The sequence below is a fragment of the Bacillus sp. P4_E1 genome, from assembly GCF_056401715.1.
In genome coordinates this window covers 161,050-183,672 of sequence record NZ_JBFUIV010000003.1, presented here as the reverse complement: position 1 = coordinate 183,672, position 22,623 = coordinate 161,050, and the positions used below count along the sequence as shown (strand labels likewise).

General features: G+C 36.9%; 24 protein-coding genes. 4 read left to right on the top strand and 20 right to left on the bottom strand.

Annotation, left to right across the window (positions count from 1 at the left end; all coding sequences use genetic code 11):
* Positions 1-304: 304 nt before the first annotated feature.
* Positions 305-1,252, top strand: a complete 948-nt coding sequence (gene blaIII, locus AC1DS7_RS05255) for a class A beta-lactamase BlaIII (RefSeq protein ID WP_002016516.1) — start codon at positions 305-307, stop codon at positions 1,250-1,252.
* Between the two features lie 218 nt (positions 1,253-1,470).
* Here blaIII and AC1DS7_RS05250 read toward each other — a convergent pair whose 3' ends face one another.
* From AC1DS7_RS05250 to AC1DS7_RS05215, 8 genes are all read right to left on the bottom strand, one after another.
* Positions 1,471-1,629: a hypothetical protein gene (locus AC1DS7_RS05250; RefSeq protein WP_240380624.1), complete on the bottom strand. Its 159-nt coding sequence runs from the start codon at positions 1,627-1,629 to the stop codon at positions 1,471-1,473.
* A 131-nt stretch (positions 1,630-1,760) separates the two neighbouring features.
* The gene (locus tag AC1DS7_RS05245; protein ID WP_215584597.1) at positions 1,761-1,922 is read right to left on the bottom strand and encodes a hypothetical protein; all 162 of its coding nucleotides are present in this window, start codon (positions 1,920-1,922) and stop codon (positions 1,761-1,763) included.
* A gap of 288 nt (positions 1,923-2,210) precedes the next feature.
* A complete protein-coding gene (locus AC1DS7_RS05240) occupies positions 2,211-2,735 on the bottom strand; it encodes a hypothetical protein (protein WP_193652648.1) in 525 nt (174 codons plus the stop codon).
* Between the two features lie 326 nt (positions 2,736-3,061).
* On the bottom strand, positions 3,062-4,033 hold the full coding sequence (locus AC1DS7_RS05235) for an ABC transporter ATP-binding protein (protein WP_002134672.1): 972 nt from the start codon (positions 4,031-4,033) through the stop codon (positions 3,062-3,064).
* A complete protein-coding gene (locus AC1DS7_RS05230) occupies positions 4,026-5,018 on the bottom strand; it encodes an ABC transporter ATP-binding protein (protein ID WP_002169052.1) in 993 nt (330 codons plus the stop codon). Before AC1DS7_RS05230 ends, AC1DS7_RS05235 begins: the two co-directional genes overlap by 8 nt.
* Before the next feature lie 27 nt (positions 5,019-5,045).
* Positions 5,046-5,897, bottom strand: coding sequence for an ABC transporter permease (locus AC1DS7_RS05225; protein ID WP_002186601.1), 852 nt, complete (start codon positions 5,895-5,897; stop codon positions 5,046-5,048).
* A 4-nt stretch (positions 5,898-5,901) separates the two neighbouring features.
* Entirely contained in the window at positions 5,902-6,852 is a 951-nt protein-coding gene (locus AC1DS7_RS05220) for an ABC transporter permease (protein ID WP_002035186.1), read from the bottom strand.
* Between the two features lie 55 nt (positions 6,853-6,907).
* Complete coding sequence (locus AC1DS7_RS05215) at positions 6,908-8,497, bottom strand: ABC transporter substrate-binding protein (RefSeq protein ID WP_476998815.1); 1,590 nt, start codon at positions 8,495-8,497, stop codon at positions 6,908-6,910.
* Positions 8,498-8,816: 319 nt separating this feature from the next.
* On the opposite strand from AC1DS7_RS05215, the gene AC1DS7_RS05210 reads away from it, so the two are divergent.
* Entirely contained in the window at positions 8,817-9,155 is a 339-nt protein-coding gene (locus AC1DS7_RS05210; RefSeq protein WP_016101721.1) for a hypothetical protein, read from the top strand.
* A 108-nt stretch (positions 9,156-9,263) separates the two neighbouring features.
* Here the strand turns inward: AC1DS7_RS05210 and AC1DS7_RS05205 are convergent, their stop codons facing one another.
* From AC1DS7_RS05205 to AC1DS7_RS05175, 7 genes are all read right to left on the bottom strand, one after another.
* A complete protein-coding gene (locus AC1DS7_RS05205; protein WP_002030070.1) occupies positions 9,264-9,776 on the bottom strand; it encodes a hypothetical protein in 513 nt (170 codons plus the stop codon).
* A gap of 147 nt (positions 9,777-9,923) precedes the next feature.
* Positions 9,924-10,901, bottom strand: coding sequence for an ornithine cyclodeaminase family protein (locus AC1DS7_RS05200; protein ID WP_215588759.1), 978 nt, complete (start codon positions 10,899-10,901; stop codon positions 9,924-9,926).
* Between the two features lie 19 nt (positions 10,902-10,920).
* Complete coding sequence (locus AC1DS7_RS05195; RefSeq protein WP_080118304.1) at positions 10,921-11,973, bottom strand: proline racemase family protein; 1,053 nt, start codon at positions 11,971-11,973, stop codon at positions 10,921-10,923.
* A gap of 258 nt (positions 11,974-12,231) precedes the next feature.
* The gene (locus AC1DS7_RS05190; RefSeq protein ID WP_016101724.1) at positions 12,232-12,693 is read right to left on the bottom strand and encodes a VOC family protein; all 462 of its coding nucleotides are present in this window, start codon (positions 12,691-12,693) and stop codon (positions 12,232-12,234) included.
* A 240-nt stretch (positions 12,694-12,933) separates the two neighbouring features.
* Positions 12,934-14,136, bottom strand: coding sequence for an L-2-hydroxyglutarate oxidase (lhgO, locus tag AC1DS7_RS05185; RefSeq protein WP_215588758.1), 1,203 nt, complete (start codon positions 14,134-14,136; stop codon positions 12,934-12,936).
* A gap of 58 nt (positions 14,137-14,194) precedes the next feature.
* Entirely contained in the window at positions 14,195-15,133 is a 939-nt protein-coding gene (gene glaH / locus AC1DS7_RS05180) for a glutarate dioxygenase GlaH (protein WP_016101726.1), read from the bottom strand.
* Between the two features lie 529 nt (positions 15,134-15,662).
* The gene (locus AC1DS7_RS05175; RefSeq protein WP_001225455.1) at positions 15,663-16,016 is read right to left on the bottom strand and encodes a DUF3870 domain-containing protein; all 354 of its coding nucleotides are present in this window, start codon (positions 16,014-16,016) and stop codon (positions 15,663-15,665) included.
* A 308-nt stretch (positions 16,017-16,324) separates the two neighbouring features.
* Here AC1DS7_RS05175 and AC1DS7_RS05170 point away from each other — a divergent pair, with 308 nt between their 5' ends.
* Positions 16,325-16,471 (top strand): YflJ family protein, encoded by a 147-nt coding sequence (locus AC1DS7_RS05170; RefSeq protein ID WP_002010895.1) that lies wholly within the window; start codon positions 16,325-16,327, stop codon positions 16,469-16,471.
* 462 nt (positions 16,472-16,933) lie between these two features.
* Positions 16,934-17,434: a DinB family protein gene (locus AC1DS7_RS05165; RefSeq protein WP_016101727.1), complete on the top strand. Its 501-nt coding sequence runs from the start codon at positions 16,934-16,936 to the stop codon at positions 17,432-17,434.
* Between the two features lie 201 nt (positions 17,435-17,635).
* On the opposite strand, the gene AC1DS7_RS05160 is transcribed toward AC1DS7_RS05165, so the two are convergent.
* The 5 genes from AC1DS7_RS05160 to AC1DS7_RS05140 form a co-directional block, all read right to left on the bottom strand.
* Positions 17,636-18,589, bottom strand: a complete 954-nt coding sequence (locus tag AC1DS7_RS05160; RefSeq protein ID WP_012260407.1) for a TRM11 family SAM-dependent methyltransferase — start codon at positions 18,587-18,589, stop codon at positions 17,636-17,638.
* 160 nt (positions 18,590-18,749) lie between these two features.
* Entirely contained in the window at positions 18,750-20,339 is a 1,590-nt protein-coding gene (locus tag AC1DS7_RS05155; RefSeq protein WP_215588757.1) for an N-acetylmuramoyl-L-alanine amidase, read from the bottom strand.
* 219 nt (positions 20,340-20,558) lie between these two features.
* Positions 20,559-21,608, bottom strand: a complete 1,050-nt coding sequence (locus AC1DS7_RS05150; protein WP_016101729.1) for a M42 family metallopeptidase — start codon at positions 21,606-21,608, stop codon at positions 20,559-20,561.
* Between the two features lie 277 nt (positions 21,609-21,885).
* Entirely contained in the window at positions 21,886-22,212 is a 327-nt protein-coding gene (locus AC1DS7_RS05145; protein WP_002125566.1) for a nucleoside triphosphate pyrophosphohydrolase, read from the bottom strand.
* A 17-nt stretch (positions 22,213-22,229) separates the two neighbouring features.
* Positions 22,230-22,550, bottom strand: a complete 321-nt coding sequence (locus AC1DS7_RS05140) for a hypothetical protein (protein WP_002010902.1) — start codon at positions 22,548-22,550, stop codon at positions 22,230-22,232.
* Positions 22,551-22,623: the final 73 nt, after the last annotated feature.

Sequence of the window (22,623 nt, the reverse complement as noted above, 5' to 3'; positions counted from 1 at the left end):
TGAACCATTACAAGTGAAAGCAAAAAAGAAACACCCCAAACCGTGACTTATCAATCATATAAAGTGAAACTTTAATCAGTGGGGGTTTTACGGGCAGCCCGACCCCCACCTAACTTCTTTGCTTCCGCTGAATTTTGAGGTGGGGGTCTTACTGCCCACAAATAGCGGGATAAACGTTTTGGATGTCCTTTAACCTGTGAAATTTTAGCTGCAGTAGTATTGTTACCCTATGCCATCTTTAATTGCATTGGTATTTAGAATACCTAGACAAAATCCATATATTCTTGAAAGAGGTTGAAAATTTATGTTCGTTTTAAACAAGTTCTTTAACATTTTACATTACAAAAAGATTGTGCCTGTAGTATTACTTTCATGTGTATCACTTATAGGCTGTTCCAATAGTAACACTCAATCTGAACCACCTAAACAAACGAATCAGGCTAATCAAATTAAACAAGAAAATACAGGTAATCAATCTTTCGCTAAACTTGAAAAAGAATATGATGCTAAGCTTGGTATTTATGCACTGGACACAGGTACGAATCAAACTGTTGCTTATCATTCAGATGATCGTTTTGCATTTGCATCTACATCTAAATCATTAGCTGTGGGCGCTCTTTTACGCAAGAACTCATTAGAAGCTCTTGATCAAAGGATTACGTATACTCATGAAGATCTTTCTAATTATAATCCAATTACTGAAAAGCATGTTGATACAGGAATGACGTTAAAAGAACTTGCAGATGCTTCTGTTCGATATAGTGACAGCACAGCACATAATTTGATTCTTAAACAGTTAGGGGGGCCCTCTGAATTTGAAAAAATCTTGAGAGAAATGGGAGATACTGTTACTACTTCAGAACGATTTGAACCTGAATTAAATGAAGTGCATCCAGGAGAAACACATGATACTAGTACACCAGAAGCGATAGCTAAGACACTTCAATCATTTACATTAGGAACTGCACTTCCAATAGAAAAACGTGAACTATTAGTAGATTGGATGAAGAGAAATACAACTGGAGATAAATTGATTCGTGCGGGCGTACCAAAAGGATGGGAAGTAGCTGATAAAACAGGCGCGGGATCTTACGGAACAAGAAATGATATCGCAATTATTTGGCCACCAAATAAAAAGCCGATTGTTCTTGCTATACTTTCTAATCATGATAAAGAAGATGCTAAATACGATGATAAACTTATTGCAGACGCAACCAAAGTCGTGTTAAATACCTTAAAAGCTACGGAATAAATGATAATAGGTTAAAAGTTTTCTATTTTAGGCGGGTGTTTTTCATCAACTAAAAATTTAATAGTGTCCCAAAAACGAAATTTGCTGCTAACTTGTAATAAAAAGCTCATTTTTATTGTTTGGGGATAAATCGTTCTTTAAGCTTGATGGCGATTTGGTGCTATCCCTAAAACATCTGGACTTTAATAGCCAACTAAAAAATGCAAACAAAAAGACCTTTAATCAGTCGTTTTGTTTGCATTTCCTTTTTCTAAAACCACAGAAAAGATAAGTACTATAGTTAACACCATAATAAACCTTACTTCACTTCCATCACTTACAAAAAATGAATACAAAGTATAAATTAAAACTAATATTCCATAAATAACTTTGTGCAATGAACTTCCCCCTTTTTGCCGTATATATTTTAGTGTAAAAATTTAATTCAAACCCTATATCAAAGTGAAAATAAAAAGCACCTGTGATATACACAAAGTGCTTTTCTCTTGTCAATTTATCTATTTTCTTTTTATAACTCAAATTTCTTCGAATCGTACTTTTCTAGAGTTTGCTGTAATTCATTTTTTTCATATGGAATATGTTTATCTGTCTGTACATCCTCAACATTTTCTCCACCTGTTAATAATCTCCTGTACTTAAAAGAGTGGCCTGTTAATACTGTTGTAATCATTTTGTATTGCCCTCCTTTTGTTTGATTACTTGTATCATAAAACAAGTATCTGAAGTTGATATGTAGTCTATCTAGAGTGTATGTAAATTTAAAAAATCTCTAATAAAATGTTTATGTTGTAACGTTACCACCAAAACTAGTGCTTCAAACACCATGATTTGAAGAGATAGTCCCTCATGTTCTAGCCTCAATTCCTCCTACAGTTCTATATTCAGTAAAACTAGTTAATCCCTATAATATAAAAAGAGCACCACTTTTTGGATGCTCTTCGTCATAACTATATATTATTTAATTTCCTTCTTTTGTTGGTACCATTTTTCCTTCTTGAGAGTCTGTGCCCTCTGTTCTTTCAACAGTTTTTGCATGTTCTGGTTTTTCAGGGGCTCCCATTTCAAATCCAGATTGAGAATCTGTACCTTCTTTTGCTGGTACCATTTTTCCTTCTTGAGAACCTGTACCCTCTGTTCTTTCAACAGTTTTTGCATGTTCTGATTTTTCAGGGGCTCCCATTTCAAATCCAGGTTGAGAATCTGTACCTTCTTTTGTTGGCACCATTTTTCCTTCTTGAGAACCTGTACCTTCTGTTCTTTCAACAGTTTTTGCGTCTCCTTTAGGAGTTGCTGGCACTGCATCTTTAGGTAAATCAAAGTTTTGTGAGAAAGACGTTGTTCCATCTGCACTCTGTGTAATTACTTGATTGGAACTATTTTCATTTGACTTTAAATTGTCCATTTTCGCATCATCTGCACCTACTGCACCTCCCGCTACCAATCCTGTACTTAAAAGTGCTCCCGCTAATAATGTTTTAATCATTTTTCATTACCTCCTGTTTATTTGTAATATTCATCAAAAAAGTATCTAAAGTTAATGTTTTAGTCATTATCTTTATCTACTTGCTTTTTGATTACATTTAGCATAAGACAAGAATCTATAGTTGATATGGACTGTATCTGGAGATTATGTAAAGAAAAATAGATGATCAATTGTTTAATAAACATAAAAAAGAGCTAAGGCTGTATGAGAACCTTAGCTCTTTTTTATGTTTATTGTTTATTATATAAATTATTTAACGCTACAAGCCATACCAGCTATCATATTACCAACTGAAATACCACCAGGTTCCCCCGATGCTTTCCCCCCTAAAACAAATGACAAGCCACCTCATGCCCCTTCGCAATCTCAACCATCTTCGGTACTTCCTGTGCGCATTTTTCAGTGGCGAATTTGCACCTTGTTCTGAATTTGCAGCCGGATGGTGAGTTGAGTGGGCTTGGTACTTCCCCTTGCAGAATGATCCGTTCTTTGCCTGTGTTTGTTGGATCTGGTTCTGGCATGGATGAGAGTAGTGCTTGTGTGTATGGATGTGCCGGTTTTGTGTATAGGTCTTCGCTGTCGGCAATTTCTACTATGTTTCCTAGGTACATGACTCCGATTCTATCTGATATGTGTCTTACCATGGATAGGTCATGTGCGATAAATAGGTATGTGACGCCTGTTTCTTCTTGAATATCCTGCAGCATGTTTACGACTTGTGCTTGGACTGAGACATCTAGTGCTGAGATTGGTTCGTCACATAGGATGAAGTCAGGTTTTACAGATAGTGCGCGCGCGATGCTAATGCGCTGTCTTTGGCCTCCGCTAAATTCGTGCGGGTAGCGATATAGGTGTTCTTCTTTTAGTCCTACTTTTTTGAGCAGGTCTAGAATGATTTCTTTTCTTTCTTCGGCTGTGTAAGAGCCATGAATGTTCATCGGTTCGCTAATAATTTGGAATACGTTCATTGTCGGGTTTAATGATGCGTATGGGTCTTGGAAAATGATTTGCATTCTTTTTCTATATTCTTTTAGTTCATTTTCTTTTAGATCTGCGATATCTTTTCCATCGAATAGAATGTTACCTGAAGTTACATCGTGTAAGCGAATGATACTTCTTCCTGTCGTTGATTTTCCGCAGCCTGATTCTCCTACTAGTCCGAATGTTTCACCCTTTTTAATTGTGAAGCTTAGGTCATCGACTGCTTTTAATTGCTCTGTTTTTCTGCCGAATAGTCCTTTTTTAATAGGAAAATACTTTTTTAAGTTCCGAACTTCAATTAAGTTTTCTTCATGCATGTGAATCACCTACCGCCCTATCGTTTAGCCAGCACATAGAGCGTCTTCCGTTTCCGATTTCAAAATATGGCGGACGTTCTTTTTCACAAATGTCCATTTTATGTGGGCAACGCTCTGCGAATGGGCAACCTTTCGGCGGGTGTAGTAAGTTGGGCGTTACACCTTGAATTGGTGCTAGTCTTTCTTTTACTCCGTTCGATATTTTTGGCAGAGAGTTTAATAGCCCTTTCGTATATGGATGGTTCGGCGATTGGAATATATCAAGTACATGCCCTTCTTCCATAATAAGCCCGCCGTACATAACGATGACGCGTGTACAGTTTTGCGCAACAATTCCAAGATCATGCGTAATAAGAAGTAATGACATATTCGTTTCATTTTTTAAGTTTTTCATTAAATCTAGTATTTGCGCTTGTATCGTTACGTCAAGCGCTGTCGTCGGTTCATCCGCAATGAGAAGGTCTGGATTACAAGACATTGCCATCGCGATCATAACCCGTTGTTTCATTCCGCCGCTTAGTTCATGCGGATATTGTTTTACCCTTTCTTCCGGTGAAGAAAGACCGACTTGTTTTAGTAAGTTGACCGCGATATTTTGTGCTTCTTTCTTTTTCACTTTTTGATGCCGAATAATTACTTCCGTCATTTGCTTTCCAATTTTCACAACTGGGTTTAATGCCGACATTGGATCTTGAGATATGAGTGAAATTTGATTTCCTCTAATAGAACGCAATTCTTTCTCCGATTTAGAAAGCACGTTTTCATTTTGAAAAAGAATCTCTCCTTCTTTCACTTTCCCTGGCGACGTAACAAGGGCCATAACGGATTTCGCCATAACGCTCTTTCCGCTTCCCGATTCGCCAACAATCCCAACGACTTCACCCTTTTTCAAGCTAAATGAAACGCCGCGAACCGCTTCTACTTCGCCGTCTTCTATGAAAAAAGAAGTCTTTAAGTTTTTCACTTCTAATAGTTTTTCAGACACGCTTTTCACTCCCCCTCACTTAAAGCATTAGTTCTCATGATGAGCCCCTTTTGGCGCGAAAGCTTTTTTCAACGCTTCACCGATTACGTTAAAACTTAGTACTGTTAATAAAATAAGGAACCCTGGGAAGAGTGTTAAATACCAAGCTTCACCTATGTATCCTTGCGCATTATTTAGCATACTGCCCCAAGAAGAATCTGGTTCTCTAATACCTAATCCTAAGAAGCTAAGTGATGATTCCATTAAAATCGATGTCGCAATTGTTAATGTCGCTGCGATTATAATGGTTGATAAAATGTTAGGAATGATGTGTCTTACAATAATCATCAATGATTTTTGTCCAGATACTTTTGCGTATAACACGTATTCACGCTCTTTTACAGATAACGTTTCTGCCCTTACGATACGCGCGGTGTCCATCCACGTTAATAATCCGATAATAAGAACAAGCGTTGTAATTCCTGGTTTTAAATACGCATTTAATAACAGCATTAAGAAGAATGATGGAATTGACATTAAAACTTCAACAATTCGCATTAAGAAGTTGTCTAACTTTCCGCCAAAATATCCGCTAATTGTTCCTACTGCGGTCCCGATTGTAATGGAAACAACCATCGCTAGAAAACCAACAGCAAGGGAAACTCGTCCGCCATATAACGCTCTCGTTAAGTAATCCCTTCCGTAATCGTCTGTGCCGAAAGGATGACTTAAACTCGGTTCTTGTAAACGATCTGGAATCGACATTTTACTAGGATCGTACGGTGATACGAATGCGAAAAGAGACGCGATTGTTAAAACACCCAGTATAATAACTCCCATTACTACAAACTTATTTTTCGTAAAACTATTTTTTATCGTTTGAAATCTCCTATTGTTCATTCCATCACCCCCTCATTCGAATGCGCGGATCTACTACGCCATATAAAATATCAGCAATTAAATTACCGAGAATTAACATGAACGATGATAATAATGTGATTGCCATAATAATTGGATAATCAAATCTAAAAATAGCATTTACCCCGAGTGAACCAAGTCCCGGCCATGAGAATACTGTTTCCGTAATGAACGCTCCGCCTACTAAACTTGGAATGGATAATCCGAAGATTGTAATGATCGGTATTAATACGTTTCGAAGTACGTGATTAAATAAAACTGTTTTCTGTGAAGCACCGTACGCATATTGAATTTGTACGTAATCTTCCTCTAATTGCTGAATTGTACTTGAGCGAATATATCTCATATAGACAGAGATGTTTTGGAACGCTAGCACCATGCAAGGTAAAATACCGTGCTGGACAATATCCCAGAAGGAATCTTGACCGACTGTGCGCATACCCATACTCGGAAGCATGTTCAACTTTAAAGAGAATAAGTAGATTAATAGTAACGCGAACCAAAAGACTGGCATTGAGATTCCCACATAGGAGATGAAGTTCACAATGCGGTCAAAGAACGAGTTCTTTTTCACACCTGTAAATAATCCAAGCGGTATTGCGATTACAAATGAGACGAGTAAAGATGATCCCATTAACCCAATTGTTGCGGGTAATCTTTCTGTAATAAGTTCTAAAACAGGACGATGGTTTTGAAGTGAGTATCCAAAATTCCCTGTTAAAATATTTTTTAACCATAAAAAATATTGCACGTAAATCGGCTGATCTAGTCCTAAACTTTTGCGAATACGCTCGACATCAATCGGACTCATATTCGGCGTTACAAAGTTTCGAACAGGATCGCCCGGCGCTAGTTTTATTAATAGAAAAGAAATAATAGAAATAACAAATAAAAGCGGAATCGCATTTAAAAGCCTCTTTGCAATTACTTTATACACAAACTTCCCCCCTCAAGCTAAAGAAGCTGATTTCCACCAGCTTCTTTACTGTTTCTTATTTCACTTCATAAATCTTAGATAAATCTTCAAACATTGTGACAGGAATTGCTTTTGCTTCTTTTAACCCATCAAACTTTTTATCTACTGCAATAACTGCTTTCGGATATGCGATTGGAAGATAAGGTAAGTCTTCTCTCGCTGTATCTTGGATTTTATGGTATAGCTCTGCGCGTTTTGTTTTATCTGTTTCAACTGCAGCTTCTTCCCATAACTTATCGAAGTCAGCATTTTTATAACGTGCATAATTGTATTCTGCATTACTTAAGAATAAGCTCTTATATGAATCAGGCTCTGGTCCCATTATGTAACCACCGAATGTAATGTCATATTCTTTATTCTCTTTATCTAAGCCTTTTTCACTTGCCGCACTAGCATCTAATGCATTCAGTTCAACTTCTAAGCCAACTTCTTGTAATTTTTGCTGTGTATAAAGTGCTAGACTTTCCATGATTTTATTATTCGTTACATACATAACGCGGATTTTTTCTGTATCTTTCACACCAGCTTTTGCTAATAAATCTTTCGCTTCTTTTTGATCATACTTATACTCTTTAATATCTTTCGCATAATACATAGCGTCTGGCGTTAAGATTGAATTTGCCGGTTCTGCAAATTGACTAGAAACGAACGCTGAGTTAATCATTTCTTTCTTATCTAATGCATGCGCAATTGCTTGGCGCACTTCTTTTTTCTTCATAAGATCTGTATTAAAGTTATAAGCTAAGTAGAATAATCTACCTTCAGGGAATGTCACCATTGAGAAGTTCCCCGTGCTATCTAATTTCTTAAAGTCTTGCGGTTCAATCATCTTCATATTGATTTGACCATTTTGTAGTGAAACGTTTGCTGTATTACGGTCTTTTACAACGCGGTACACGACAGAATCTAATTTCGCTTTACCAGCAAAATAATCATCGAATCGCTCTAGCGCAACATATTCATCTGATTTAAACTCTTTTAATTTAAATGGACCTGATCCTACAGGTTGTAAGTTTTTCTTACTCTTCACTAAATCCGCTTCACCTTCAAATACATGTTTCGGAATTGGGAAGAAATCGTTCATAACCCCTTCGAAAGATGCACTTACTTGTGGTAAAACGAATTGAGTCGTTAGCTCATCCACTTTTTTCACCTCAAGTGGCTTTCCTTTAAAAATAAAGTTTTCACGGCTTGAACTATTTTGCTTCTCATCTAGAATAGATTTGAATGTAAATACAATATCATCTGATGTAATTTTCTTACCATCATGCCATTTCAAATTATCCTTTAATTTTAAAGTCCATGTTAATTGATCCTCTGAAGGCGTAAAGCTCTCAGCAAGAACAAACTTTTTCTTACCGTCTTCCATATGATACAGCGGTGCATATAAAGCTTGCTGTATCGTGAGCGAGACACGATCATTCGCATAAAGCGGGTTCATCGTATCTGGATTATCACTAACACCAACTGTTAACGTTCCTCCATCTTTCGGAGTCCCTGATTTACTAGTTCCTGCTTGCTTCGAAGAATCTTTCTCCCCTGAGCAAGCCGCTAATGCAATAAGTAATAGTAGGACAAATGGTAATGCAAACAACTTCTTCTTCATATTTCGACCCCTCTCGACTATTTACACCTATAAGAAAACTCGGAATTAATACCGAGTTTTCTTATAGGTTTTAAATTACCACTACCCGTATGTATTGTCAAACTTTTTCGCAAAGATAGACAGTTTAAAATCTATTAATGAATTCTTACGATAAAATATATTTATGCGGGGGGTAAAATAAAAAGACCACGAATAGGTAGCCTAGCAAAATGAGCTAGAAAACTAGCAACCTATAGTAAATTTCTCTGAAATGGTTGTTATATATAATTGAAAATGTAGAATGAGATTAAAGATAAAAAAACATTTTTAGGAGGTTATCATGACGTTTGATGAATTGAAAAAAAACAAACCAACAACCCCATGGGTTGAGCATGATGAAGATGGGGAATTTTTCACTGAAGAAAATATAAGTGCAACAAATAAGGTTCTTGACACTTACATTAACCATTTAGAGCAATTAGGCGAGACTCCAACCGAAGTCGAAGTAATGCAAGTTGTTAAAGAGGTAGTTATTAAACTAAATGAACTAAATATCGAACATGACCATTTTATCGAAACAATGGAAAGAGAAGATCTCTATGAATTTATCGATGTAGCTGCACGAATAGCTGGCTTAGAATCCGAAGAAGATATAACAGAAGAATGGCGGGAATGGTAAAAAAATCTGCATACTTGATATCTAAATTTACTCCTTCATAAAACTTTGTCCCTTATTCTCCAATTGGAAAATAAGGGACAAACAAAGCTAATCAAATACTGATATACATTAAAATCTCCATTCATTTCCCATTACTTTAAAATACAGTTTTTCAAACCCACTAAAATACTTACTATAAATACTTAACATTTCAATATATGTATGAATAACTTGACTTAAATCAAAATGAACACCATCTTTAGCTAAGTCATAGCTATCGTCTAGACTATACAATTCAAAGTATTCAGCCTCCCAATGCACCCCCCTGTTGACTAAAAGTCTAGTGGTGCATTTAATTGATTCTTCAATCGTCAGTTCATGTTTTTTTAGTTTTTCATGAATGACGGAAAGAGTTAACTTAACAGTGTATTCTTCATCAACTGTGCTACTAAACTCAAATAACTTCCCTTCAATATCATCTATCTTTGCTTTAGACATTAAGGATATCTCAATTATTTCATATGGCGGACTGTCACTTGCTTCAATCAATTTATCACACCATTGAATTACTTCAGCTTTACTCCACAACCCACAGCAAAGCCCTAAGCCATAAATACGAGTTAATTTCCGAACTAAATCCAAGGTTTCTCACCTGCAATTTCTTATATGCATTTTTGTTTAATTTTAACAGAATATATGATACATCACATAATTTCTTTGCAAACACTACACATTACAATTGAGATGCATACGCGCATTATAAACAAAAAGACCACCCAAAAGGCAGCCTCACAACTGAATCGTAGTACCCACTCCACGTTCCATCGCTTTTTCATATAAGTATTTCGCCACTATTATATCTACTACTGCTAAACCTACTGATTTGAAAATAGTAATCTCTTCATCATTCTCTCTACCAGCTTTTTCTCCGCTTATAAGTTGACCAAGTTCAGCATGGATGTCGCTCGCCTCAAATAACCCTTCTTTTATCGGGACTTGAAGGTCACCTGTTTCTTCTAGTGCTGCCTCTTTTGATTCGACTACTACTTTGTTTGCGTTCGCGATGGCGTGGGATGGTAGTTCTTGCATGCTCGGTCTGAATGAACCGACGGCGTTTATGTGGACGCCTTTTTGTAGTTTTTCTGAGAAGACTGGTGTGGATGCATTCGTTGTTGTGACGATGATGTCCGCTTCGCTTATTGCTTCATTTGGATCCCTGTAGACGTAAGCTGGTTTGTTAAATGTCTCCTGGATATATTGCGCGAATGCATACGCTTTTTCTTCCGTTCGGTTATATAGGATGACTTTTTCGATGTCTCTAACTGCAAGTACAGCTTCTGCAATTCCTTTCGCTTGTTCACCAGTACCGATAATGCATAAGGTTTTTGAATTATGACGAGCTAAATGTTTTGTTGCTACTCCTGATAGAGCCCCTGTTCGAATCATCGTTAAGTACGATCCTTCTAAAAGTGCGAGTGGTTCTCCCGTTTGAAAGTCTGATAGCATAACAATTCCGTTTATCGTTTTCTTTCCTATCTTTTTATTATGCGGAGCTACCGTTACTACTTTTAAACCGAGCGCTTCGAGTCCTTCCGCTACTGAAGGCATAATTAATGCGGTATTTTGCTCGTTCGCAAATGGTAATGAACCGCGAATTGGTGTGATCGTTCTTTCTGCTGAAAATTCTTTTAAAGCAAGCGCCGCGTATTCAATGACTTCGTTCATATTTACTAAGTTTCGTTGTTCGTTCGCGCTTATGACTAGCATATCTTTCCACCTCCTCCTTCTACTCTAACAAAAATCCCCTATTCAAATCATCTCTCGGGTCTACAACAAACTGATGAAATCCTGTAATAAATGCATTCCCCGTTACTTTCGGAATGACAGCTTCATATGTATCTACTGCGGTTACCGACAATACTTCCCCCTCGAATTTCCCGTTAGTAATGCATTCGTGGACGAAAATTTCTCCCTTTTGTAACGTATCTTTTTCAAAAAGAGTTGCGATTCTTGCGGAAGTTCCTGTACCGCAAGGAGAACGGTCTACTTGCCCATCAGCAAAGATCGTTACATTTCGTAAAGTAGCGTCTTTTCCTTTCGGTTCATCTGAGAAAATAACGCCGTATATTCCTTTTAAATCTTCTTCAAGTGGATGTTTTACTTCCATTTGCCTTTCAATGTAGTGTTTAATTTTACCGCCCCACGTTTGAATTGCAGCTAAATCTTTAAAATCGACTTTCAAACCAAACTCTTTACTATCCACTACAGCGTAGAATGCTCCGCCAAACGCGATATCTACTTGAAATTCATAGTCATCTATTTTGATAGGAACGTCTTTCTTGTATACAAACGAAGGAACGTTTTCAAATGATACTGCCTCTACTTCGCTCCCGTTAAATTTTGCATACGCAATAACTTCCCCGGCAGGGCTATCAATAATGAATTTTTGTTTTTCCCCTGTCACTTCAAACATACCTGTTTCAATTCCAACTGTAATAACAGCGATAATTCCGTGACCACACATCGTACTCCAGCCTTCATTGTGCATAAATAATACGCCAAAATCAGCATGAGGACTTGCAGGCGGAGTAATGATGCAACCGTACATTCCGTGATGTCCTCTCGGTTCATACATAAGAACCTCGCGAAGATGATCCAAATGTTCCATGCAGTATGCGCGTCTTTCTAGTTGTGTTGCTCCCTTTATCTCTGGCACTCCGCCCGTAATGATTCGAAGTGGTTCCCCAGCTACGTGAGCATCAATTGTTGTGTATATTTTACTAACCTTCATTTCTATCTCTCCCCTATATGTTAATACTATTTTCATTGCAAGTATCATGCCAACGCATAGAGTATAAAGTGAAACTTTAATCAGTGGGGGGGGGGCTTCATCCCCCACTGATTATTAGCCCACACCAATCGGGCTTTTACGGGCAGTTAATGCGGGATAAATCTGTATACATTTTTTGAAAAATACACACTACTGTCTACTTTTTTATACAGTAGGTGATTATTAGCCCAAAAACAAAAAAATCCCCCGAAAACTCAGGGGATGATTTAAGCCATAGATTTACGGGATTTGAGTTAAAAATCGAATTTATTCTTCACTCTCCAAGCTTTCCCACTCACTCAAATACATGACATCTTGTTTTACTTTTTTCTTTTCAGGAAGTAAACATAGAAATTCTAAAGAATTGCCGTCAGGATCATAAAAATAAAGATTTGCAGTCGGTGTCCACGTTTGAACCATAGGCTCGGAAGGTTCAAGACCGAAAGCGGCTCTTGGGTTTATTCCTTTATTAAGAAGCCATTCTCTTGCATGAGTGATTTCTTCATAGTTAACCTTGAATGCAAAGTGGCTTGTATGGAATGCTTCTTCCGATACTTCCCAAATGCCCAGCATTTGTTCCTTCTTATTTTCTTTATTAAACCAAAAGAATGCTACGCGGCGTTCTTCAATAGTGTGAGCATGAAATAATCCAAGTTTAGTATAAAACTCTTTTGCCACTTCTAAATTTTTTGTTTTAACATGTGTTTCATATAAAGTACCTGGAAACAAAGCATATCCCTCCTTTATATTTTTAGAAATCCTTACTATAAAGCCTACTTTAATAAACTAGAAATAGAAGTGATATCGTATTTTCTTTAAATATTTTTCAATTTCGTAGTCCTAATGCTGAAGAAAAACCATCACTGATTAAAGTTTTACTTTATGAGAAGGGATTCTTCAAATTCATGATTCACGGTAATATTACGCTTCAAAACGAGGCGGATTTATGACTCAAATCACCCTGACCCATCAAACCCTAACCGCCACCACATCCGGCACTTGCTTAGCAATCTCCTCACCAATCTTTATACTAGCCGTTGCCGCCGGGGATGGTGCGTTGCAAATGTGCAGAGAATTGATGCCGGGGATAATGCAGAAGTCATCAACCATATTTCCGTTTGATAAAATGGCTTGTGCCCTTACACCTGCATGGGTTGACACGATAGCTTTCTCTGTAAGCTCTGGTATTAAGCGCTGTAAGCTTTTTAGGAATGATTGTTTACTAAATGAGCGCACCATTTCTTTTATGCCTTCTTTCATATTTGGCATCGCCATTTTCCAAAAGCCTGTGTATGTCATTGTTTCCATGAAGTCTTTAATATCAAAGTCTGTTTTCGTATAGCCTTCTCGCTTAAAGCTTAATACTGCATTCGGTCCTGCATGTACGTCTCCGTTTATCATTCTTGTGAAATGAACACCTAAAAACGGAAATTCTGGATTTGGAACTGGATAAATTAAATGTTTTACGAGATGGCGCTTTTCTGGGACAAGTTCGTAATATTCACCACGGAACGGAACAATTTTCATATCCGTTAATATCCCTGTCTTTTTCGCAATGCGATCACTATGTAAGCCCGCGCAGTTAATGAGAAATTTCGTTTTAAATATCCCTTGATTCGTCTCAATTGTTACAGCGTCTTTCTTCTCAGTAATACGCTCCGCTGTTGTTCCTAAATGTATTTCTCCGCCGCTTTCTTGAATTAAGCGAGCAAATGTATAACTTACTCCTCTATAATCAGCAATCCCGCAAGAAGGCACACGGATTGCGCCAAGTCCTTTTACATGCGGTTCAATTTCAGCTAATTCTTCCTTATCTATTTTTGAAATATGTAAATCGTTTTGTAGGCCTCTTTCATATAAGCTATGTAAAAGAGGCAGTTCGTCCTTTTCTGTAGCGACAATTACTTTTCCGCACATGTCATAAGCGATGTCATTTTCTTTACAAAATTGAACCATAGCTGCGTTTCCTTCTTTGGCAAACTTCGCTTTATAACTCCCTGGTTTATAATAAATTCCAGAGTGAATTACTCCGCTATTATGTCCAGTTTGATGTTGTGCAAGTTCCTTTTCTTTTTCAATGATTGCGATTTTCGCACGAGGGAATTTTTTCGTTAAAGCCATTCCCGTTGAAAGCCCAACAATTCCTCCGCCAATAATTATAAAGTCATACATCCTACTTCCCCCTTAATATGATGAAAGGCAGGCCTTTTTTAAGACCCGCCGTACAAACTTATTTAGAAAAACAACCACGTTGACGCATTAGTTCTCTATATAAATCTTTATTTTTCTCAAACGCAGCTCTTCCGTGCATCCAAAATAAGTTGTTTAAAAGAACTAAGTCACCAATTGGTAATTTCAATGCATGTGTTGCTGGTGAGTTTTCAACAGAATATGATAAGTCTTTCAAATAGTTTGCTTGTTCAATATTATCTGGATAAGCGAACTGATCAATAAAGCAAATACATGGTGCGTTATTCACATCAAAAAACGTTTCACGATAGACGATTTCTTGCGCATTTTTACTTGGTGGCGCTTTATACGTAACCTTAACAGATGCGAGCGAATGATTTCTAAATTTATGAAGGTCTTCCCAATCATCTAAATGTAGTAAACGGGATTCTCCTCCTACTGCATTTTGCTCTTCAATTTTCATCATAAGAAGCCAATCTGTCGGCTCATCAACGAATGTACCGTCCGTATGCAGTGTAAATAATCGGTACGCTTGACGAAGATATGAATCACTACTATCCGTATCTTTCACATTAAATCTAGCATAATACGTTCCTGTCATTGCATCAAAGTTTGGCTCCCCGATTAAATGTGTTAATGCTGTTGCAAATTTCACGTAGTCTGCTGGATCTGACGTTTCACCTTGCACCCCAATTGTAAATCCGCCCGTTTCACGGTCATGAACAATGCCGCGAATGTTATCCATAAATGATTGCCCAAAAATCTTTCTCATTCCATCCGCAAGATTAAACCGAGAATAAGGAATGTATTGTAATGACTGCTCTGAATGCTCTTTTACCTCTTCAAAAAACTGCTTAAGCAATTGCTGGTTTAGCGTAATATGATATAAACGTTTATGCTCTGAATGAGGAGCAATTTCATACCCCTCATATTTCTTTGCAAATTTCATCTTTGCATTTTGTTCTGTAATAATCGACATTTCAATTCCTCCCTAATTTAAATATGAAGAATGTATTGACGCTTTTTACAGACAGTTATCCTTATCTTCTTATGCTGAGATTCGGTCTTACTGCCCTAACATCGAAAAAGCCAGTTATACGCATACCACGACATAAAATCGTAGAAACGTACAACTGGCTCATAATTACGAGTGTTCTTTAATCTCTTAAAGTACAATAATAATAGACAGTTTGTATGAAAATATTTGTAAAACAGGAAAGCAAGATCGAATATAGAGAAGGCTAATTTCTCGTATGGATCTTATTAATTAAATAATAATTCAAAATATTTTAACTGTCAATTCGTTTTTTATTATTTTCTCTACATACTTTATACGTTTTAAAAATCCCCTTACTTTCTACACACCCTCTTTTTTTCATCTCTTGTTTTACAACTTACACTTCATTTAACTTTTTCATAGTTCTTGCCTCCTCAATAAAATAAGCCAGTCGTATCTCTTTAAAAGAAATACAACTGGCTCTCGTTTATGGTTGTAAACTAGATAGTTTTTATGGTGTTGTTTCCTCGTACTCTCCCCTGGGCTGTTCATCATTTAAATAACTTACATATTGGCGATGTAAATCTTTCACCGCACTGACGATAGCATTTTGCGCTTTTCCTTGATAATGGTCCGTAATATCTTGAACGATTTCTTCAATACCATCTTGCAAACTATGTCCTCTCAACATTTGAGCGACGAAGTCTCTACCATGCTCTGTCGCAAGCGTACATGACGCTTCAATAATGACATGATATTTATGATCTGCCTCAATTGTAATTGTTAATGTTTCATACATACTGCGAACAGCCATACCTTTCGGAAGTCTCGAATGTCCTGCCATAAAAAAAGTCCCTTTACGCATATTTCATCCTCCATTACTATGTTAAGAGCCAGAAAAACAATGTACACATTTGCATTGAATTTTACTACCCTTATCCTTATAGCTCGTACTTCTGCTAAAGAAGCTCAAGTGGAAAGAAGTTACTCTCTTCATTTTCAAACATAAATCCGGGCTTACAGCGAGGCTAATCACTGTCATCCGATAATAAGTTAATCATAATAAAAATAAACTGAATATTCAATGTTAAACTCCGCAAATTTCATGAATAAACAAGTAAATTCTCTCGCCCAGGCACATATACTGTTCAAAAGAAAGAAGGAAGTGGTCTCATGTATTACGGAACGAAAGGCTGGTACGTAGCTGAACTAAAGAAATTAGGTGTTCGCTATCATGAAGGACGAAAACTAGAAAGTTACCGCGCACACGTATTACGCAATTTATTAATCGCACAACAAGAGACAACGAAAGAAGAGTAATTCACTAACAAAACAACTCTCGAGATATATCGTCTATTCAACAAATCCCGTCAAATCTCCCATCTAAACTACCAACTAATCACACATTGATACAAACCCAAAAAAGGTGACCTACACAGGCATGCCCATCAACTTAAGAATTCAGAATCACCACAAAATGAAAAAATAAGCTTTTTTGTCACAAGTGTAGCTTTGTAAAAAAGATTGATTAAAAACATCAAACCTCTATAGATTTCTTAGAGGTTTGATGTTTTCTTGTTGGATATTTATGTTAATCTAATGATAAACATTGTGAAGAAATGTACTTCAACTAACGGGGCAGGTTAATTGAAGATTGCTTTGACCTTTGTTCAACAATTGGGCCATTTAGTTGAAGATCTCATCAAATAAGTAATGATATTTAAAGGAATAATTCATTCTGATAAAGAACATTAAAAAACGTGATGATAAGGAGGCGATTGTATGGCAAATCATGTAGAAAATCTATATAACTATCATGTATGGGCAAATCAACGGATTATTGATCATCTTAAGACACTTTCTCCTGAGAAATATCAAAAGGAAATGAAAAGTGTCTTTTCTTCTGTTTCAAAGGTTTTATCTCATCTCTATTTGGTGGAATATGGATGGCTTCATACCCTTGAGGGTCAGAGTATGAATGAAGCAATGCAATCTTCATTTCAAATTCAAGAAAAGATTGAGAAACTGCCCATTGAAGACTTAGAAACGGCATTTCACACTTTAACATCCCGGTTTAAAACCTTTTTGAACAGACAGGAAGATATGGAAAAGAGAATAATGTTGGATAATCCATGGGCAGGATTAAGAGAAACAAGTATATCTGAAATGGTCTTACACGTTGTGAATCATGGAACCTATCATAGAGGGAATATTTCAGCTATGTTACATCAGTTGGGTGATTCTTCAGTTATGACTGATTATGCTTTTTATTGGTATTCTTGAAATGTTATTCATTAAGGCTCAGTAAAATAATCAAACTTTTTTATAAAAATCTCATACTTAGCTAAAAAGGGTAACTCCATTTTGATCAATCTTTATTCAAAATGGAGTTTTTGTATTTGTTGTTAAATAAAAAAGGATAATCAGCCTCATAATGGACTAACTATCCTGTAATTTATTAATTTAATAAACGGGTGACTTTTCCTATTCACAAACAAGAATTTGTCTAGAAAATGATCCTTTTCTTGTGATACAGCGGTCTGTAATTTCAAATCCCGCTTCATGAATCATGTCGTCCATTGTTTCCATCGTGACAACGACTACTTTTTTTGCAATGCGGCGCGCACTTGAAAGAATTGAGAACTGGTCTTCTGGTGTTGCATGCGTAAATAAGTCGTACGGCATATCGATAATTGCAACGTCGTAGTTCTCAGTAATTTCCTCGATTGGACCTTTTGTTACTGTTCCTTCAAACCCAAAATGTGCGATGTTTTTCCTCGTTCCAAGAACCACAAGTGGATTTATATCTCTACCAACAATGTTAATTCCCATAGAAAGTGCTTCTACTACTACTGTTCCAATGCCGCAGCACGGATCAATAGCTCGTACTCCCTCTGGATTTGGTACAGCGATATTTGCAACTGATCTCGCAACACGCGTGCTAAGAGATGTCGAATAACTATGCGGTTTTTTTATGTGATGATACCAAACTGGCTCACTTTCTACATAGTGTCCGAAGTACCAGCGTCCTCCAAGAGGAACAATCCCGAATACACGCTCTGGATTACGAACATCCGCTTCTCCTTCAATATGCATACCGAGGTCGCGTTCAATGAGACGTCTTTCCCCATATTCAATTTTATTTTCTTTCCCAAGATCATTGATTTTAACGAAGATAACTTTAAATGACGCCCCCGCCAAATCAATTTGTTCTACTTGTTTTAAAATACTTTCTAAGTCGTCTCCTTCATACATAACCTCAACGCGCTCTTTCATAAATGCACTTCTACTCGGATCAATTTTGACATCACTTTTCAAAATATTAACGTGAGACTCCATTCCAAAGAACGAGCGCATTTCCAAGTAACATAAAGCACGCTCCTCCTCACGAAATGCATACGTATATATACATGCAGGTGTTTTACTATGATTACTCAATCTATTATCATCCTTTATCGTTTAAAATTGTTATGATCAAAATTACTCAAATACTTTTTCATATAAAATTAAATGATATCATATGCCCGAAATAAAGAGAAACCTTTATAATTTGTTTTATAAATAAAAAGAGACTGCCTATGGCAATCTCTTTTATTCATTAACGGAAAGAAGATACGTTGTTACCCATTGCTTCGTAGTAATCTAAAATACCTTGATAAATAGCTTCTGCTGCACTTTGTCTCTGTTCTGGTGTAGCAATTTTATCAGCATCGCTTTTATTATCTACAAATGCTAATTCTGCTAATACAGCTGGCATCGTATTTTCTCTAATTACATATAAATCGCCTTTCTTCACACCGCGATTTTTTGTTCCAAGTGCATCTACAAGACGCTCTTGAATTTTCTCTGCTAATAAACGACTTTCTGATACATTCGGGTTTGTCCCTCTTGCTGTCGCTGATTCATAGTAGAATGTTTCTGTACCTTGTCCTTGTTTACTATCCGTACCATTACCATGAATACTTACAAAAATATCACCTTTATTTGCCTGAGCAAATTCTACACGTTTTTGTAAAGACTCAGCTGCAGTGTTTCCTGGACGTGTATCATTCTCACGAGTTAACAACACAGTAAACGGTGTCTTTTTCTCAAATATTTTCTGTAATCGTAATGATACATCTAATACGGTTTTACTTTCTTTCTCATAATAACCAGGGTTCCCCGAATCAATTCCACCATGACCTGGATCAATAATAATCGCTTTACCTTCTAGGAAGTTACCTTGCTTCACTGGGTTTAATTGATTTTTATCCACCCATTGGAAACCAGCCCCCATACGGATACGAATCCAGCTATCTTTTTCTTCAATAACAGTTACTTGTTGTGCTTTATGTGTGCCTGCCACTGTAGACGTATGTAAAGCTTCTTGATATGTAGTGAATTCTTGATTAATAGACTCTGTTTTTTCTTGTAATGGTGTCCACTTCTCACCTTTACTCGTTACAACCTTCAACCAACCGTCCGTTCTTTGCTCTGTCACTTCAATCATTTGTGGCTTATGTTGAACGTCAGTAATACCTGATGATAACGATGCTTGATGATATGTAATAAAGTTTCTATTCATATACATTCTTTTCGATGTATTTGTTTTATTTTTATCTGCCATCGCGATGAACTGAGCTGCTTCAGCACGACTTACAGTACCATCAGGCTTCCAACCATTTCCTGTACCCATTGAAATCTCTAAAGCTACTAAAATATTAGCTTGTTTCTTACCCCAATGAGGTTCCAAATCTTTAAACTGTGTTGGAAGTTCTCCAATAATTTTCTTATCTAATGAATATGCTTGTACAAGCATAGATGCCATTGATGCACGGTTAATTTGGCTTGATGGATTGAATTTCCCAGTACCATCTCCATTAATTACACCTGCTTTTTCTACCGCAGCAATATATGGTGCTGCCCAATGATCTTGCGAATCTTTAAAAGATGGTTTCGCTTTTGGATCAATTGGTAAGCCAAGAACTGCTGCTAATATTTTTGCAGCTGATCCTTTATCTACTGCTTCCGATGGAGAAAACGTTCCGTCTGGTTTTCCATCAAGCGCTTTTTTCCCTACTAAATAGTCAACCGATTCCTGCGCCCATGTAGGAACATCCGAAAACTTTTTCCCTGCTGCGAAACTACTAACTGGAGATGATAATAAACTTGCGGCTAAAATACCAGCCGCGACTGCACGATACTTCATAAAAAATAATACTCCTCTCAAAAATCATTTATAATAACGCGTAATCTTAATATGCAAATCATAATAAACCCGAACAAAAAAAATTAGTGCGCCTCTATCATTTTATAATACTAGAATTCTGTAGTAAACCTACTTTCTTAATATTGTAAAATAAAATACAATTTAAGTAGTTTTTATACACAAAAAAGTGGCTGATTCATAGAATCAACCACCCTCTCACTATTCTACTATCATTTCTGATAACACATATGCATAAACAAGCGCTTCTGTATGTGCAATCGAGCTTTCATGCGTACGCTCAAATGCGTGAGAAGAATCAATACCAGCTCCAATTAATGCATGTTTCACATCAAATCCAGCGCGAATCGCAGCTGATGCGTCTGATCCGTAGTATGGATAAATATCCACTTTATATTCAATAGCATTCGCTTTCGCCAGTTCAACTAAATGTTTACGTAAAGCGTAATGGTATGGACCGCTAGAGTCTTTCGCACAAATGGATACTGTATATTCATCAGATGTTTGTCCATCACCTAACGCTCCCATATCAACTGCTAAATATTCTACCGTTTCTTCTGGAATATTTGAGTTTCCACCGTATCCAATTTCTTCATTATTAGAAATTAAGAAATGTGTTGTATATGGCAATGTTACCTTTTCATCTTGCAATCTTTTAATCAATTTTAATAGAATTGCTACACTTACTTTATCGTCTAAATGACGTGATTTTATGTATCCACTCTCTGTAATTTGAACGCGTGGATCAAATGAAACGAAGTCTCCTACTTCAATTCCTAACTCACGTACTGCATCTGCTGAAAAGACACGCTCATCAATACGCACTTCAATATTTTTCTCATCGCGCTTCGCTTCCCCTGCATCTTTGTACACATGGACAGAAGTTTGATGCATTAAAATTGTACCTGTATATTTCTTACCGCTTGACGTTTCAATTTCGCAATATTCTCCTTCTACAGAGTTCCAGCGAAATCCACCAATCATAGATAGACGAAGACGACCGTCAGGCTTAATTTCTTTCACCATCGCACCTAACGTATCAACGTGTGCAGTTAATAAACGATGCTGCTCATCATTCTTTCCTTTAACCGTTAAAATAAGAGCGCCTTTATTATTACGCTTCGTCTCTACATTCCACTCACTTACATAATTTTCAATAAAACTAATAATTTTCGCCGTGTTTCCAGATGGACTTGGAATAGAGACAAGCTCCTTAATAAGTTCCATCGTTTCTTTCGTATGATGTGCCATTTTCGTTTCCTCCTCATTTTCTCTACTATTTAGTATAGCGAAATTACGATAAAACCTCTACTCATATAGTTTAATTTTCTAAATTATAATAAAATTCACTTTATCCTAATCTCAATGACAAAAAAGCACCGCATTATCTCCATTAACACTGTGCTTTTTCTATAAAATGAAACTTTAATCAGCCCGCATCAATCGGGCTTTTACGGGCAGCCCGACTCCCTCGCATTCGCCGAATTTTGAGTTTTGGGTCTTACTGCCCGCAAATAGCGGGATAAAACTACTCTTCCGAAACGTCCATCAAATAAATCCCTCTTGTAAATCCGCCGCGCTCTTCTTCTTTCTGCTTACGAATAAGCTCTACATCTTCCATTGTTGCACCTTCTGCACGCGCTAATGAAATAATAATTTCAAGTGCATCTGCAAGTGAATCTAGCGCATGTTCACGCTCTTTCATCGAAGCAAATTCACGAATTTCTTCTGTACCAATTTTCGCTAACGCTTGTATGTAAGCTTGCCCTGTTAATTTTTGTGCTGTATATGTTTTTCCAGACATCAAAATTTTCTCCGGGACACGATCTCTTACTAACCTGTTATAAGTTGACATCACTTTTCCTCCCACTTTTAATAACACCCAAGCTCTGCTTTATAGAAAAACCACTCTTTTTTCACACAAGCACTTAACATATCAATTCCTGATCCGTGCGCCTTTACTACCGGAAAGAAGTAATGCTCTGGTTCTTCTTTCTTATCGCCGTATAAGGTTTGGTACTCATCAGGAATCGCCTCTTTTTTCACATCCCGTTCTTTCTTCACTTCACCAGAGAAAGCAACAGTTGGATGTCCCTCAAAGAATAATGCAGTCCGTACGGCAAGAGATGGTGTACTATGCAAAGCATAATATGTAAGTAAAATAATAACGATAACACCGATAATTTTCTTCATTTATTACTCCTAAAAAAAGTGCTAACACAATTATACTAAAATGTGTTAGCACTTTCTTCCCTTTATCTCGAAT